The organism is Eubacterium ramulus ATCC 29099, assembly GCF_000469345.1.
GTDB lineage: Bacteria > Bacillota > Clostridia > Lachnospirales > Lachnospiraceae > Eubacterium_I > Eubacterium_I ramulus.
Genome location: NZ_KI271127.1, coordinates 1 through 14,683, shown reverse-complemented (window position 1 = coordinate 14,683; position 14,683 = coordinate 1). Strand labels below are relative to the sequence as shown.

Below are 14,683 nucleotides of genomic sequence, written 5' to 3'. Positions count from 1 at the left end.
CGTTCTATTCCTCCTCTCCTTTTTCTAATACACCGTATGATCTGTGGTAGTTATAGAGACTGCTATAGTAACTGGAAATCGTATTTACAGAATTATAGAGAGCAGTGATCAACATAGCCCGCATATTCGTAACTTTTGTTGTGTTTTTCTCCATACAGTTTAAAACAAACTGTATATGCTCCATTCCGATTTTTTGAAATTGTGCTTTTACAATCTCAGCTGGCTTGTCTTCCCGATTTACCCGAATCGTTTTTGCAGAACAGGTTTTCACATCTACCAGGATACCTACCAATTCATCTATCTGCATATTATAGGGATTATCATGTTTTAAAGCCCCATAAGAAATCTGTTCCCTGACTTCCTTTTCGATTTGAAACAAAGAGGAACTCTCTGTACTGAATTTTCTGTTTGTATTCTCTGTATTTGTCTCACCGATATAGGATACCTCTCTCTCCCAAAATGGAGACTCCATTCCCCCGGTATCCGTGATACCTGTCTCCTTTTTCAGGGAGGGGTATCCCCCATTTAAGTGACACCCCTGCTCGTGATCCGGATAGGTAAGGGCTTCCAATATGTCCACGTTCAAATCTAGAAACAATACATTTGGCACTTGCTGCCCATTTACATGAAGTGTCCGAAAAACACGTCTGATCACTTTCATTTTTTCCAGTTCTACTACCGCATTTGTTGCATCTCTTTTCGTAATCCCAAACTGGTCTGCAATCTGCTGATAACTTCGCTGCAAAAGATCTGCATGGAATTTCTTTTTCAATCCTACAAGTTCTCCTGTCATTTCATCACGCACTTCTGTCGGACGGTACCAATATACAATATCCGCCAAAATGATGATTGCATTTAAGTTGGGCTTTCCTGTTGATTTTCGAATGGTTTTATACCAGGTAACCGGTATGATATTTCCTGAAATATGTAGGCGGCTCATTCTATCCACAGTCACACTTCCAGTCCGAAATTGATCCTGCATGGTCTCCGTCACCTCCTATAGTGCTTCCATAGAAACCATACCTGCCTACACCTCCATAGCCAACAGATACTGCTTTACCTTTTCACAATCCAGTACCATTATCTCCACCCCCTCTCCATAATAATCTTTTAGCAGTTCCTGTTGATAATCAAAGCATACCGCCATACCCCTTCCGCGTCTTTCCATATCCTGTTTGACCATTTGAAGTTTTCTCAGTTCCAGTTCATATACAAAATAAACAGGAATTCCCTTTTTCAGCCCCGCATAAATCGGGAACTCGTTTCTTTCCACTTCGTCTAGTATGGTCTCTAAAAAAGTGGAAAAGGCATGACTTCTCTCCTTATCTGTAAGTAGCTCTATTTGAAGATAAGCCCCCTCCTTGTCTTGCGGCACAAAATAATATTGTTCATACACATCATCCGTCTGGAACAGCTCCTGTTTCACACCACCACTGCTAAGGAGTATCTTTCTCAATAATTTCATGGAGTCTCCGAACAAAATGGCTTTTCCTTGCCATGTAATTCCTGTCTTCAGCAAATTGCGTTCTACCCAACACCGCATAGCTGTTTCCATTTTCTTTGACCATTTCATCAGATTCCCCATACTGTTGTAAACCACAAAAACTTCCTCATTTTTCATGTAGAGGCCACAGGCTCTGGAACCCTTAACCTGATCCGTCCCCTGCTTTAATTCCTGACTCCCATAATAGGTCCCCAAAGATGTTTTCCCGTAACAATCCTGTGTAAAAATCTTAGGCTTCTCTGTTGCAAAAATCAGGTTCCCATGCATAAAAAAGTACCCCCATATCTGACTCATGCGGTGCAGGCGTAACCGCTTTTCCAGTTCTGATTTCACATGGTTTGTCTCGCTTGCCCCTATAAGATAACTTCCAACCTCTTGACGATAATCCTGCAAAAGATAATTTTTCCCTTTCTTTCCCAGAACATATCCACGCAGTCCTTCTCTATACCGTAAAAGAAGATATCCTTTTTTCTTTAAGTCGGTAATCAGACTGGCTGTATAGGATTTAGAACCCACAATTTTCTCCGGCAAATTCGCCGGCATCTCTCCTGAAATCGCAATCATTTTCAGGAGTATATCGCCCTTTTTTTCCTTTCTTTCCAATGTCTCCCATTTATCCATCTCTGTACCCTATCCTTCTCATACCTGGGTATTTCCCACCTGCCTTTTCCACTTCCTTTTGCTTTAATTTACGGAAAAACCCGTCATATTATCTTATCGAAATTTCAGTATGTGTTCTCTGTCAATTTTTCGATACCAAATTTTGCTGTTTTTCGTAAAGCCACAACGGAAATTTTTCCGGTGTCAACAGATAAATCATTGTGCGTTCCACATCTTCCAACCGTGTTTCGTGATACACATTTGTATAGCATCCACTATCCGATGTCAGGAAGAAATTAGATATCACATCTAACACATGCTTCTCTTCAATATTGTCATGATCTCGTACCCTATATATCGGGCGTTTACAATCATAAATATGAGAAAAGCAGACGGTACATGCTCTGTATTCCGGTATCTCTTTATTCTGTTCTGCCCGTTCGATACACCAGTGTTGAAAAGCTGTATACAACGGTTTATAAATGTAATTTGTATACTCTGTTTTCCGGTGCGGTATCAGTGCTGGAAGGGAAATACTTAGAATATTCTCTTCATACGCAATCTCAATCCCATGTATCAATACCAGATCCGATTGGTATTGCTCATATTTTCTCTTATCAAGTGTCATCTGGAGAACAAGATTGCGCATCTTTTCTGTCAGGATTTCAGAGCTCTTTGCGGCTTCCAGCACCATATCATTCAAGTTCTCAAAATGAATATTGACGCACTTCCTGGCATACGCCTGTAATAGATTGCGTGCTTCTGCAAGCATGGATTCCACATATCCTGCCGTTTTCTGTCCCTCGTCCAATTGTTCTTTTAGTCTTTGTATTCCTTCTTTTTCGCTATTCCCTCCTATAATATTCCACCCCTCCTTCTTCTTCCTGCACCGTACAAAAACCTATCACATTTGGGATTTCTATCTGTGGGATTTCCTCCGGATTTTCCACAATAACAACATGTCCACACCCGTCCAGTTTCTGTCTGGAAAACAACTGATTTACCAGTTGGATCTCAGCTTCCGATATATAAAGAATATCGTAAATTTCCGCATTCCCCACAAATACAATACGAATTGGATACTCTTCCTTTTCTGCCAAGAAATGTCGTTCGATTTTTTTCTGTTCCATCAAAGAAAGAAGAACCCAGAATGCTTTTAATGTGCCTTTTTCCCGCAACTGATAGGCATCTTCATGTTGGGATACCGTTTTTGTGACTTCGTTTATATAAATCAAATGTTCTTTCAATAACGTGTGCAGTGCTTTTCCTACAAATTTCTCTTTTCCATCTACTGCAAAAAAAGCATAAATCTGCCTTTTATATAAGACATTATAAGTTTTAACAAGTTCCAGTATCTGACGTTCTACCTGTTTTTGATTTGTTACATGTTCCAAAATTTTTCTCCTTTCCATTTTAGGATTGCGTATAAATTACGTATTCTATCAACCTGAATTTCTGATTGCGTAATCTATACGCATTTTATGGTTACGATACCTCTACAATCATTTGGACATTCCCCCTTTCTCATAGGCTGTTTCCCCGTACTTCTCCAACCGTTCCTTAAGTTCCTTTAAGTCTTTCCGGTCTGTTGTAATCAAATCTTTTTCTAACCGGCTTGCCTTAAATTCTACTAACAAGTTGTTATTATTAGTGGAAATCAGTGCATTTCCTCTCTCAAATCGGGTAATAGCAAGCATCTCTGCTTCAGACAAATCCAATTCCTTTTTTACGACTTCTGCCTCCTTATGCTCCAGATTCAGAATAATCTTTGTCTTTGTGTTATTTAAGACACCTTTTCCATACTTTCCGCCTTTTAAAGAGAAAAAGTCTTCCAAATCCTGACTGGCACATACCGCAGCGCCTCCATACCCACGTATCGTCTTAAAAATTTCAAGAATATAATTTGCCGTCAATTCGTTTGTTGATAAAAGTGCCCAACATTCATCAATAAAAATAGCCTTTTCTTTTGTACGGTCTTCTTTTGCTTTTGACCATACAAAATCCAAGGCCGTAAAGGTAGCAAGTCCCAAGTCGCTCTGCATTTCTGAAATATCCAGTATCATATATTTGTTATCAGAATCTATATTTGTCTGATGATTAAAGTTCGAAGAAGAACCATTTACCAGCCGGTTTAAAATATTTGCCATACGTCTGGTTTCTTCTTTTTCCAAAAGCACCTGATAAAGATCTCCCAAAATTGGCATTTCTTTATACTTCCCTGGTTGTTCCTGATTCCACAAGCTTGCATTATCATGAGTAATCCCTTTCTTCTGATATGTAATGATAAACGCCTCATCCAAGAGCTGACGCTCTTCATGGGTAATATCCGGAATTAAAATAGTAAAGAAAATATGCAGGCTCTGAATCTTCATAGCAAGTTCTGAACGCTCTGAAGCCTGTCCGTCTAAAATTACCCTTGCACTTTGATCACTTGGCCGTATCTCCATGATATTGATTCCATATTGGGAACCTGGGGCAATCTTCAAATATGCCCCACCTATATTTTTACATGCCCTTGCTAGTTCATGTCCTTTTTCCGGTGCAATAATAAATACCTGAATATTTTTCCTTCGCATTCTCAAAGCCATAAGCTGCAGGCAAAATGTTTTTCCGGCACCACTGGTTCCCAGAATCGCAATATTCGCATTTTTGTAAATTTCACTGTTAAAAATATCAACGATTACAAGGGAATTGTTGGCTTTATTCACTCCCATTAATATCCCGTCCCGATCTGACATTTCATAACTTACAAAAGGATAACACGCTGCAACACCGGAAGTCAGAACATTTCGTTTTGATTTCTGGTATAAGTTTTTGTCCAGATTCAAAAGTGGAAGGGACGATAAAAATGCCTTTTCTTCAGAGAATGTACATTTTGCAGTTCCGATATCCTGTGAATTTAACAGTTTTGCCATTTCCCTCGCACGCCACTCCACTTCCTTTTCTGTATAACCGGTAATGGTAATCAGCATAGACATATAATATAGTTCTTCATTTCCACTTAGCCCTTTTTTTAGGTAAAAACCGGCACGTATAGACTCTGACAGATCATCAAAATCGCTATTGGTGTCATAAGTTTCTTTTAATCTTGAGCGATTCAGACGTATCCTTCGTCCAATACGCTCCACACTTTTTCCTTTATCCTGCTTAAAGAAAAACACATCAACATCAATTCCTTCGCCCGCATTGATAATCAGAGAAATCCAGCCTGCCGGAACTCGCATCCGGTATTTTCCAGAAGGAATATACAAATAGGTATGATATACCCCATCAAATACCACACAGTTCCTGTGCTTAAAATTCAATGTCTTTGGGGCAAATAATTCGGTTACCGGAATATGGTGAAGACTCTCTTTTCCATTCTCCTCCTGATACCACTGGGTAACCAATTTTATCCGTTCTGAAAAAGGAACGGTTACACTTGTCCTTCTATTCAGCAACTGATAAAACAATTCTACACAAAAGCGGGACTCGTTTTCGTGTTCTAATACTACATTGCCACATATCGCCAGATATTTTTTTGCAGTCTGCACTGTTGTCCGCATATACTGGTACACTTCTTTTTCTTTTGGTTTACGGTTCCCATCATAAGACTGAAACTCAAAAATCAGAAAGAATCGTCTTGTAATCGCTTCTTTGGTACCTATAGAACGGATGAGACGTGCATAATCTTCTTGAAGAACCCTGCACTGTTCGTCTTCTTCTGCCTCAATCTCCTGCTGTATTTTTTCCAAATATTCCGAAATATCGGCCTTTTTGGAAATAACTTTAAACTGCAGCTTGACTGGTGCAATCTTTAAATAACTCAAAAAAGAAAATACAACGTTTCTCTGTTCGCTTGGAGAACGGAGCAGAAAGTTAATCGGCAAGACTTCTACAATTTTCACATACCGGTGATCTGCTGTATAAATAATCCCATCTTTTATTTTCTCAATCGGAAGATAAGAGGATGCCCATGTAACTGGAAGAAAATCCTGTTTTTCTTCTAACTCTTCTGATTTTTTCTTTCTCCGTATCTCTGACTGCGTATTTTCTCTTACTGGTTTTCTCGGATACTCTGCTTGATTAAGCTGCTTTTGCAGTTGATGTTCTTCTTTCTTCTGCTGTTTTCGTATCCTTTCCTCTTCCAATAACTGCCGCCTTTCAGCTTTCTTTTGTTCCGACTCCAAAATTTTCTTTTCTTTTTGCTGACGTTTTTCTTCCTTTTTTGCCTCTTTTAACCGTTCTTCCAGTTCCTTTATTTCCTGACTGATGATTATCTCCTCCTTTCTTACGGCGTTTATGCTCTCTTCTTTCTATCCGCCGTTTTCTCTCCAACTGATATCTCCCGCTTGGTGTTGTAAGAACTCTTCTATTTTTTAAAAAACATAAAATATGAAACAAATAGGCTGTCAATCGTTCTCCCTGCACACCTATCACAGCAAAAATGACAACTGGAAGAATAAATATAATTCCCAGATAAATTTTGGTTCTGCCATCCACCGGTACTTGCAGCAAAATTTTTAATAAAATAAGCGACATCACTGCCGCTTCAACTACATTCCCCGCACTTACTCTTCCGGAAAACCATTTTCCTGATTCCGCAAAATTAGGCGGTATGGTATATGTATCTACTTTTTCTCGTTCTGACATTTTCTGCCTCCTATGTATATGGTTGCTTTTTCTTCCGCACAAACAGATATCCCCCAAGGGAAATAATCACTACAGGAATAATAAGTTTTCCTATAGTCTTTAACAGCTCTTCTGAAACCCCATCGGTTTCCATTTTTTCTGTCTGTGGCGCATTTGCAGATGATCGCATATCTTCTGTGTCTGTTGCCATTCCAATACATTCCCCTGTTACCTGAAGGTTTTCAATTTTTACTTCTGCTTCTTGCATACTAAATTTCGCTTCGTCATATAGTACTCTATACAGACGCTCCTTCTCCACTGCATCTACAGATAAGTGATAATCTCCAGGTGCCAGTTCTAAGTTTGTACTATACTGATTGGCTTCACACAGTTCAAACAAATATTCTATTCCGCTTTTCTCCTTTACACTCCCCTTCACGGTTCCTGAAAATTCCTCATATACTTCCGCACGTATTGCCAAGATTCCCGTATTTTGGTTTGTCACTGTAAAGTTTTCACTTATTTGCTCTTTCTTTTTCCAATCCTCTGATTTTTTTAACACTTCTCCATTCTTCCCAAACAGGACATATCTTCCGGCTTCATGGACAGAATCATACGCCCATGTATCTTCCAGACGATTTCCTTTTTCATCATAACCGTTTCCATTTTCCCATTTGGTGATAACGGGAAGTTCCACTATAGATACCGCCATGACCGGAACAGAAAACATCATCCAAAAAATTGTACATATAAGCACAAAAACAATTCTTTTACTCATTTTGTTCCTACTTTCCAATAATCCAAAAAGCTCCTTCCGACAAATCCCTTCCATAACTTTTTATGGTTTCTACGCTATAAAGTTTTCCAGTTCTTTCTCTGCTTGCACAATCAGCAATCGTGATATGTCCATCTGTGGTCACTCCGGTAAATACAATAAAGTGTCCACTACTTCCTCCGGTAATCGTATAAGCTTCACAGATTTCAACAACCAGTTTTCCTTCTTTTAAGGATTCCACCACATAATCCATACGGTCTTTTCCTACCCGTTCACAAGTCAATCCCCAGTGAGTTGCCGCATTTTTCACAAAAGAATGACTGGTGCCTACATTGGGTACATATTCTCCATTTTGCTCTGCAAAAGTTTTCGTGATTTCCGGTGTTACATTCTGGCCAGTAAAAGTGGAAATTACAATCGCCAGAGAAGTTGGTCCGCACCCGGCAGCACCAACATTGCTTGTTCCATAAGGAAGGCTTGCCCACGGTTCTTCTGTCTGATTAAAATAAGTGACTTCTTTCACACAGTTTTCAACCGTATCATATCGGATTTTATCTCCGGTAACATCAATATTTCCAATCAATGAATCATCAACCCCACCTCCTGTCACAAAATCCGTCCATGAAAATAGGGAAAATATTGCTTCCTTTAGCGCATCAACTCCATCCTGCATAATCTGAAGAACCCGTAAAACCAACTCAAATGTCCCCTGATCCAGTACATACTTATACTCATACTTGTTTCCGTTTTGAGATAACTGTGAACTCAATAGTAAAGCCAATGTATATTCCACCGTTTTTTCACCTACTTCTTGCTCTTCCATCTGCACATTCTGTCCACTTTCCTTTAAAGTCAGATAAGTTTCTTTTGTAATCTCTGTCTTTCCAGCTTCTGTTATCACATAATAGACTGTTTTTACAGATGACTGCTCTCCCGTATTGCTTACAGACCATGAAAAGAATTGCGGCACATATTCTGTCACCGCATTTTTTAACAGTTGGTATGACTTTTCCAATTCCTCTGGACTCCATTCGGTATCAGAGGAACTTCCCGTTCCACTGGGCTGTTCCAGTATTTGAATATATCCCATTACCTTTTTTACATGGTTCTGGGTTTCTGTATACGGTGGAATTTGATATCCGGCATTGATGACTGCCTGCGGACCTGCATTATATCCAGCAATAACCAATTCCAAAGCATTTTCATATCCCTGAAACATTTCCATAAGCTCTGCAACGTATTTGGCTCCCCCCATGATATTCTGTCTAGGATCATACGGATCTGTTACTCCCAGTGAAGCAGCAGTTCCAGGCATTAACTGCATAATGCCAATTGCACCTGCACCAGATACTACATTAGGATCAAAGTTTGACTCTACTTTCCCCATTGCAATCAAAAGTGCTACCGGTACATTATAGGTATTTGCCGCTTCCTCAAAAAAGGCATCATATGGACTGCTCAAATCTGTATCCAAGTTCATGTCCAGACCACCAGAATATCCGAGAAAAGATTTTCGCGTGGTGCTGTCCCACTTTTGCATCAGTAAAATCCCCACATAATAAGATAGGTTATCTTTTAATCTTGTCTCATATTCATCTACGATTGTCAGTTTATGTTCTCTATAATTTGCCTGATAATCTGCCTGTATTTCCTGCAGCTTCATATCATGTTCCTGAGAAATAATAGATAGCAGCTCTGTTTGGTATGCTTCTACTTCCAGCACCTGTTCAATCCTGCTTCTTATTGCTGCAAGTTCTTTTGACTGCGCTTCATTTGCAAAAGAATTAGCATCCATAAATCCAAGATAGGAAAACAGAATACCAATGAAATTCACAATGATGAATAGGAACAGTAAAATTGCCGCCATAATTGCTGCAACTACTTTTTGGAACGTCTTATTTGTCACTAAAAATCCAACAACCGTTCCAAGAGGTCCTGCAATTGCTGTTCCAATGGTACTTCCAGCCACACTGCCTCCTGCCGCTGTTGCCGTAGAGTAAGCTGCCTGAGCACCTTTTGCTGCATTTTTTGCATTTTTTATGCCATCTGCAACCTGTTTTGCCTGCTTTGCTGTTTTTGCTGTCTGGATAGCAGCATTGGCTGTATTGTCAAGAGGTGATGTATCATGCCTTTCTTCTGCCATTTTACACCTCCCTACCAGTCTTTACGCTCATCATATCCCTGTCGCAATTCACGTCTGGATTTTGGAATTTCTGGAATCCCATCTTCTAGTTTCAAACTTCTTTCTGCCTCGTTTGGGAGAACACTTTCTCTTAAATTCTGTCCTTGTATCAGCATCTCTCGTCCTAAAACATCGCTAGTTTCCATTTCCCCTGTTGTCGGAACATCTGAAATTCTTCTTTCTGCCCCTTGTCCAAACTCATTTTGACTGGAGAGACAATCACCTGTTGGATGTTCCCTTGTTTCCTCTGAAAACTTTGGAATTACGGACTCTCCTTTAGAAGTCGAAACACCACTTTCTCCAATTTCGTTTAAAATACCAGATCCGGAAGTCTCCATTCCGCCTGAAACTTCCTGTGCAGAATATTCCCTTCCAGCACTGCCGCTTGTGACCCCTTCCAAATCCATTTCACTTTCACCAATGGTTCCACCATCCAGATCCATACCAACGGATGTAGCTGTTTCCTCTTCCCTTGGATAATCTAAAGCTCCATCTGCTTCTGTCAGTACCTCTTGTCCATTTTCAGATTCTACTGGAATACTATCTGTATCCAACATACCTTCTGCATAACTGCTTCCAGTATTTTCTGCTTCCATAGCAGGAACTTCTGATACCGAATTTTCCTTCAGGTCAGAAAGATTTCCTTGTTCCTGTGTAGGTTCAATTTCTTCTCCTTTTACCAATTCACCGCCTTCTCCAAGTCCATAATTTTCTGTACTAGCTTCTGGATTTTTCATTTCTTCTTGCTGTGAAGTAATTCCCATTTCGTCCAGAATATTTTCCTGATCTGAAACTGTGTCTGCTGTTTTACCATCATCTGCATTGTCCGCATACCCCTCTTCCAACGGATTTCCTGATACGTAATCTTCTCCCATTTCTTCCATATCCATAGGATTTCCAGTACTCATTGGTATTGGACCTGCACCATCTCCCATTCCGGAAGAAGTTCCCATTGCTTCACTATTTCCTGTATGTTCTCCATTTTCCATACTCTCAGTTGTACTATGACTGCTATGTCCGAATGAGAATAATCTGCTGGCTGCCATCATTAACCCAAAAGCGCCCATTCCATTCGACATTCTTCCAAGATTAATTCCAAGTGAAGCCATATAAGAATCCATTTTAAAGCACACTTTTGAAAATCCAATCAAACATAAGGTTGCAATAAAAAACTTTGTAAAACCATAGTGGCTTGCGGTCAAATTTCCATACCCGCTTAAAAACATTTTCATACACCACGCATTCATAATGATTAAAACAACTTGTCCACCAAACATCTTGCTCCAGGATGCTAATACATTATTCGTTGCCTTAGAGCCACCTGTCGAAAATGCCAAAGGTGCAGTATAGGAAAAAACACCCAACAGAACATACCGTTCTGCAATGATAAACAGCATTTTAAAGTAATTCCATGCAACGACAAACTGCATAATCAGTAATAGTATGGAAATGCTCAATCCATCAATTCCAAGACTTGCCGATGCCTGATCCAGAGAAGATACAAAATCAGAAAAACTTTTTACTTCAATTTCTGTTCCTGCTACCCACTGATAAGGAGTACCAGCCACTTCCAAAATATAATTTGCTACTGGTCTGGCAAAGAGCAACATAAATAAACATAAAAAGCTCCTGCAGACCAACTCCACCGGATCTTCCGCTGCAACACCGCCTCTTCCAAACATGGTTTTGAATAACTGCCAGATTAAAATCAGCAATAGGATTGCAATCCCCATAGGAAGAATAGCATTTTTATACAAATCTTTTACTACTGTAAATAAGTCTTCAAACAAACTCAAATTGCAGGATAGTAAATCTGTGAACATTCCGGTAATGAGGTCCATCATGTCTACTAAAAACTGTGAACAAATTTCCCGGATTCCTTCAATCAATAATTCTAATAACCAGCCCAACTAACTTCATCAACCTCCTTTTCCCGGGAGGGCTCCGGTATATTATGTTTTTTAACCAGTAAAGTTCTGCTGTGGAACGAGAACTTCCATGTAGTTTACAATCGCTCCAAGTACCATTAACACTGCCCAACAAATGACAATGCGTTTCAGCCACGTTCTTGACTCATCCACTGTTTTTCCGCTTTTTGAAAAATTCATCAAAAACAAACACACTGCTGAACACACAACTGCTGCAACAGTAGCAATTCCTACTACATCGTTATACACTTTCTGCATAGCGTCTTTTGCCATAGAAAAGATGTCCGCAGCATATACTGGCTGTGTAAACCACGCCAGCATGGTAATCATGAAAAATCCCATAAACATAAATTGAGGAATCCAGGCAGTCTTCATTTTAAACTGTGGTTTCCTCAATTTCTCTACGATATGCACTTGTAATTTTTTATGAAACAAACATCATCCTCCCTTCCTCTTTATTTCAGGGCAACAAAAAAAGCAACCATTTCTGATTGCTTTTTTCCCTGATTATTCAGTTTTGCGGCCCTCCATGTAGATACTCACATGCACAAAACTTTACGTTATCATTGTAAAACTTTAAGAATCCGATGTCAATTTCAGAGAGGTCGCAATGTTATAGGAAACCAGTCTTATTTTTGTATCACTTATAAAAACATATACACAGTAAGTATCGTAATGACATTTTTGAAAAATCTATTCCAAAAAATCCATTTAACAATATTTTAATAGAATAAAGAATCTAGTTTTTACAAACCTATGATATTTTAATACTGAAATCTAAAATAAACTATTTAGGAGGTATCATAATGAAGAAAAAAATACTCACATTATTATTAACAGTCACAGCTTTAGGTGTAATTCCTTTTTCAGTTTATGCTAGTGACACCGACACTGCCAAAGAGAATGAATGCAACGAAGTGATTACAAATCAAAAAATTATTAATGAGAAAAATCCAGACGGCACAATTACACAGGCTGGATTAGTAACATTTGAATATCAGCCAAGCTCATCTGACTTAAAAGCAGGAGGATGTTCATCTGGCCATCACACCAATATCGTCAACAATGGAACACCAGACACTACACGCATCCACGGAAAAACACACCCTGGATATTGCCAGGTAAAAACAACAACCTATTGGAGATGCACAAATTGCAACACAACCGGTCATGATGATAAATATACACTTGTCTGGTGTCCAAGTGCAGATATAAGTGGTGATGAACCTGGCAATGAACCTGGCTTACAATAAACAAATTTTATAGGATCTCAATAATTTTACATAGAAAAAGAGTGGTTCATTTAGATTGTATCAACTATTTAATAAATATAAAATCCAGTGTATTTGTGAACTCTAATTTTGAACTATGAAATAGTATAATTATGGTAATTACATTTCCAGTTCAAAATGTAACACACAAAAAAAGGAGTACCAGAAATTCGAGAGCATTTCCTCATTGCTCCGACTCTGTGTACCCCTTTTTTAATAAATTGATTAGTCTTCTATTTCTATAAGGTACTTATACATTTGCCGCTTTATACCATGACTGCGTTGTTATCTTTCTCCTAAAATCCCTTTTATAATTTTCTTTTTTTCTATATCCTGATGATTGTTTCCTTACATTCGCTTTATATTCCTGATAATGTTCTTTCTTATGATAATTCCAACAGTTATTTCTCCATTTTTGAGCGAGAACAGAATCCGTAGAACTTAGCAGTAATAAAATTTCCATTGGGCACTGACATTCCTGCGGTAGTTCCCCTTCATATTGCTCATTGCATAACAGATTGTAATACATTCCTTTCTGAATGCAAAGTGGCAAAACTGCTGCGTATACAAAACTTTTACCAAATCGGTCCGTTGTCCTGACTGCAGCATAATATACCTCTTCTACAATATAAGACAAAATTACTTCTTTCTCCGGTATCCATCTTCCTCTTTCTTCGTATCCCCTTTGTCTGAAAAGTTTATCACACTCTACTCTTATTTCTTCTGAAACTGCAGCTTTTAATAATCTTTCATTTTCTATATGAAAACATATCCAACTCATTCTATTCACCTCTTCTTATTCTTTTGAAAAAGCAGGAACAAGAATTTTAATACCCTTCTTGATCCTGCCCTTTTTCTACGCTGCTGCTTTTAAACTTTCTGCTTCATCTGCAAAAAACTGTATATAATAGGTCTTTTCTTCTCCTTCTACTACAATATGATTTACATCCAAAGCAATAATTTTTTTAACTACTTCTGTTTGGAATTTGTTACCTTTCCAGTAATAGTGTAGTGGTCTACCTGTAATAACTGGAAATACCACCCAGCCATGCGTCCATATCATTTTTTTGATTTTCTTGCTTTTTACCATCCTTGTTCCTCCTTTTCAACATAAAAAAGGCACTGACTGTCCAATAACAATCAATGCCATTCTTTTTCTTGTGGATATATCCCTATCCTAAATTTTTCTCCTATTTAAAATAGGACTATACCTTTGTGATGTCAGTCTATACTGATATCATAAATAACTACACAATCATCATAGCACAATATCTTGTGTATATCAATACTTAATATACAAATTATTGTGTTCTTCTGTTTTCATAGGAAATTTTATAATACTTTTTAAAACTGCACATACCAATTCCTGGTATAAATCCTCATCAAATTTCCCATTACTTTTTGCGTATTTTAACAACAAAGGACGGTACATTTCTATAATTTCAAATACTGCTTTTTTATCCTTATTTCGTGCTTTCCATAATAATTCTTCAAATTCTCTTTCCTGCATCTTTTCCTTCTCCTAATTCCCTGCGAATTTTTTTAATTACGTTGTAATAGGTATTTTCAGCCTTTTTTCCAGATATTCCTATAGCCATTCCTATTTCATCAAATGTCTTTTCGTACAATATTCGCAGACAGAGAACCTTTATATGCAATGCCGAAAAACTTTTCAGTATATGTAAAAGTTTATTGTCTGTCACCTGAGCAAACAATTTTTCCGTATCAATCTTTCCCCAAAAAATATCGTGTGCTTCCATCATTTCATTCCATTCTATTCCCCTCGTATTATATAGTAGTAGTTTTTATAGA

Annotated in this window: 15 protein-coding genes; 1 reads left to right on the top strand and 14 read right to left on the bottom strand. The window is 38.4% G+C overall.

What is annotated here, in order from left to right:
* Nucleotides 1-4: 4 nt before the first annotated feature.
* The 10 genes from HMPREF0373_RS07535 to HMPREF0373_RS07490 all read right to left on the bottom strand — a co-directional run bounded on the left by HMPREF0373_RS07535 (nt 5) and on the right by HMPREF0373_RS07490 (nt 12,035).
* The gene (locus tag HMPREF0373_RS07535) at nt 5-982 is read right to left on the bottom strand and encodes a DUF6017 domain-containing protein (protein WP_021739085.1); all 978 of its coding nucleotides are present in this window, start codon (nt 980-982) and stop codon (nt 5-7) included.
* 45 nt (nt 983-1,027) lie between these two features.
* A complete protein-coding gene (locus tag HMPREF0373_RS07530; protein WP_021739084.1) occupies nt 1,028-2,125 on the bottom strand; it encodes a hypothetical protein in 1,098 nt (365 codons plus the stop codon).
* Between the two features lie 121 nt (nt 2,126-2,246).
* The gene (locus HMPREF0373_RS07525; RefSeq protein ID WP_021739083.1) at nt 2,247-2,915 is read right to left on the bottom strand and encodes a DUF6100 family protein; all 669 of its coding nucleotides are present in this window, start codon (nt 2,913-2,915) and stop codon (nt 2,247-2,249) included.
* 34 nt (nt 2,916-2,949) lie between these two features.
* Nucleotides 2,950-3,498 carry a DUF5697 family protein gene (locus HMPREF0373_RS07520; protein WP_081695236.1) on the bottom strand — a complete coding sequence of 183 codons (549 nt, stop codon included), beginning with the start codon at nt 3,496-3,498 and terminating at the stop codon, nt 2,950-2,952.
* 108 nt (nt 3,499-3,606) lie between these two features.
* Nucleotides 3,607-6,273, bottom strand: coding sequence for a TraG/VirB4 family ATPase (locus HMPREF0373_RS07515; RefSeq protein ID WP_021739081.1), 2,667 nt, complete (start codon nt 6,271-6,273; stop codon nt 3,607-3,609).
* A complete protein-coding gene (locus tag HMPREF0373_RS17155; protein WP_021739080.1) occupies nt 6,248-6,736 on the bottom strand; it encodes a hypothetical protein in 489 nt (162 codons plus the stop codon). The genes HMPREF0373_RS07515 and HMPREF0373_RS17155 overlap by 26 nt, the downstream gene beginning before the upstream one ends.
* A gap of 10 nt (nt 6,737-6,746) precedes the next feature.
* Nucleotides 6,747-7,493, bottom strand: a complete 747-nt coding sequence (locus HMPREF0373_RS07505) for a hypothetical protein (protein WP_044963395.1) — start codon at nt 7,491-7,493, stop codon at nt 6,747-6,749.
* A gap of 7 nt (nt 7,494-7,500) precedes the next feature.
* A complete protein-coding gene (locus HMPREF0373_RS07500; protein WP_021739078.1) occupies nt 7,501-9,633 on the bottom strand; it encodes a transglycosylase SLT domain-containing protein in 2,133 nt (710 codons plus the stop codon).
* Nucleotides 9,634-9,644: 11 nt separating this feature from the next.
* Nucleotides 9,645-11,582, bottom strand: coding sequence for a hypothetical protein (locus HMPREF0373_RS16030; protein WP_049946821.1), 1,938 nt, complete (start codon nt 11,580-11,582; stop codon nt 9,645-9,647).
* 51 nt (nt 11,583-11,633) lie between these two features.
* Entirely contained in the window at nt 11,634-12,035 is a 402-nt protein-coding gene (locus HMPREF0373_RS07490) for a hypothetical protein (RefSeq protein WP_021739076.1), read from the bottom strand.
* 371 nt (nt 12,036-12,406) lie between these two features.
* On the opposite strand from HMPREF0373_RS07490, the gene HMPREF0373_RS07485 reads away from it, so the two are divergent.
* Nucleotides 12,407-12,853, top strand: coding sequence for a hypothetical protein (locus tag HMPREF0373_RS07485; protein ID WP_021739075.1), 447 nt, complete (start codon nt 12,407-12,409; stop codon nt 12,851-12,853).
* A gap of 268 nt (nt 12,854-13,121) precedes the next feature.
* Here the strand turns inward: HMPREF0373_RS07485 and HMPREF0373_RS07480 are convergent, their stop codons facing one another.
* From HMPREF0373_RS07480 to HMPREF0373_RS07465, 4 genes are all read right to left on the bottom strand, one after another.
* Entirely contained in the window at nt 13,122-13,652 is a 531-nt protein-coding gene (locus HMPREF0373_RS07480; protein ID WP_021739074.1) for a hypothetical protein, read from the bottom strand.
* A gap of 75 nt (nt 13,653-13,727) precedes the next feature.
* Nucleotides 13,728-13,961: a hypothetical protein gene (locus tag HMPREF0373_RS07475; protein WP_021739073.1), complete on the bottom strand. Its 234-nt coding sequence runs from the start codon at nt 13,959-13,961 to the stop codon at nt 13,728-13,730.
* A gap of 192 nt (nt 13,962-14,153) precedes the next feature.
* Nucleotides 14,154-14,381: a helix-turn-helix domain-containing protein gene (locus HMPREF0373_RS07470; RefSeq protein ID WP_021739072.1), complete on the bottom strand. Its 228-nt coding sequence runs from the start codon at nt 14,379-14,381 to the stop codon at nt 14,154-14,156.
* Complete coding sequence (locus HMPREF0373_RS07465; RefSeq protein ID WP_167618654.1) at nt 14,362-14,631, bottom strand: hypothetical protein; 270 nt, start codon at nt 14,629-14,631, stop codon at nt 14,362-14,364. Before HMPREF0373_RS07465 ends, HMPREF0373_RS07470 begins: the two co-directional genes overlap by 20 nt.
* Nucleotides 14,632-14,683 lie beyond the last annotated feature (52 nt).

Coding starts and splice junctions, on each gene's coding strand:
- HMPREF0373_RS07480 (WP_021739074.1), bottom strand. CDS start 13,652: ATGAGTTGGATATGTTTTCATATAGAAAATGAAAGATTATTAAAAGCT.
- HMPREF0373_RS07505 (WP_044963395.1), bottom strand. CDS start 7,493: ATGAGTAAAAGAATTGTTTTTGTGCTTATATGTACAATTTTTTGGATG.
- HMPREF0373_RS07535 (WP_021739085.1), bottom strand. CDS start 982: ATGCAGGATCAATTTCGGACTGGAAGTGTGACTGTGGATAGAATGAGC.
- HMPREF0373_RS07470 (WP_021739072.1), bottom strand. CDS start 14,381: ATGCAGGAAAGAGAATTTGAAGAATTATTATGGAAAGCACGAAATAAG.
- HMPREF0373_RS07485 (WP_021739075.1), top strand. CDS start 12,407: ATGAAGAAAAAAATACTCACATTATTATTAACAGTCACAGCTTTAGGT.
- HMPREF0373_RS07465 (WP_167618654.1), bottom strand. CDS start 14,631: ATGGAAGCACACGATATTTTTTGGGGAAAGATTGATACGGAAAAATTG.
- HMPREF0373_RS17155 (WP_021739080.1), bottom strand. CDS start 6,736: ATGTCAGAACGAGAAAAAGTAGATACATATACCATACCGCCTAATTTT.
- HMPREF0373_RS07530 (WP_021739084.1), bottom strand. CDS start 2,125: ATGGATAAATGGGAGACATTGGAAAGAAAGGAAAAAAAGGGCGATATA.
- HMPREF0373_RS07475 (WP_021739073.1), bottom strand. CDS start 13,961: ATGGTAAAAAGCAAGAAAATCAAAAAAATGATATGGACGCATGGCTGG.
- HMPREF0373_RS07500 (WP_021739078.1), bottom strand. CDS start 9,633: ATGGCAGAAGAAAGGCATGATACATCACCTCTTGACAATACAGCCAAT.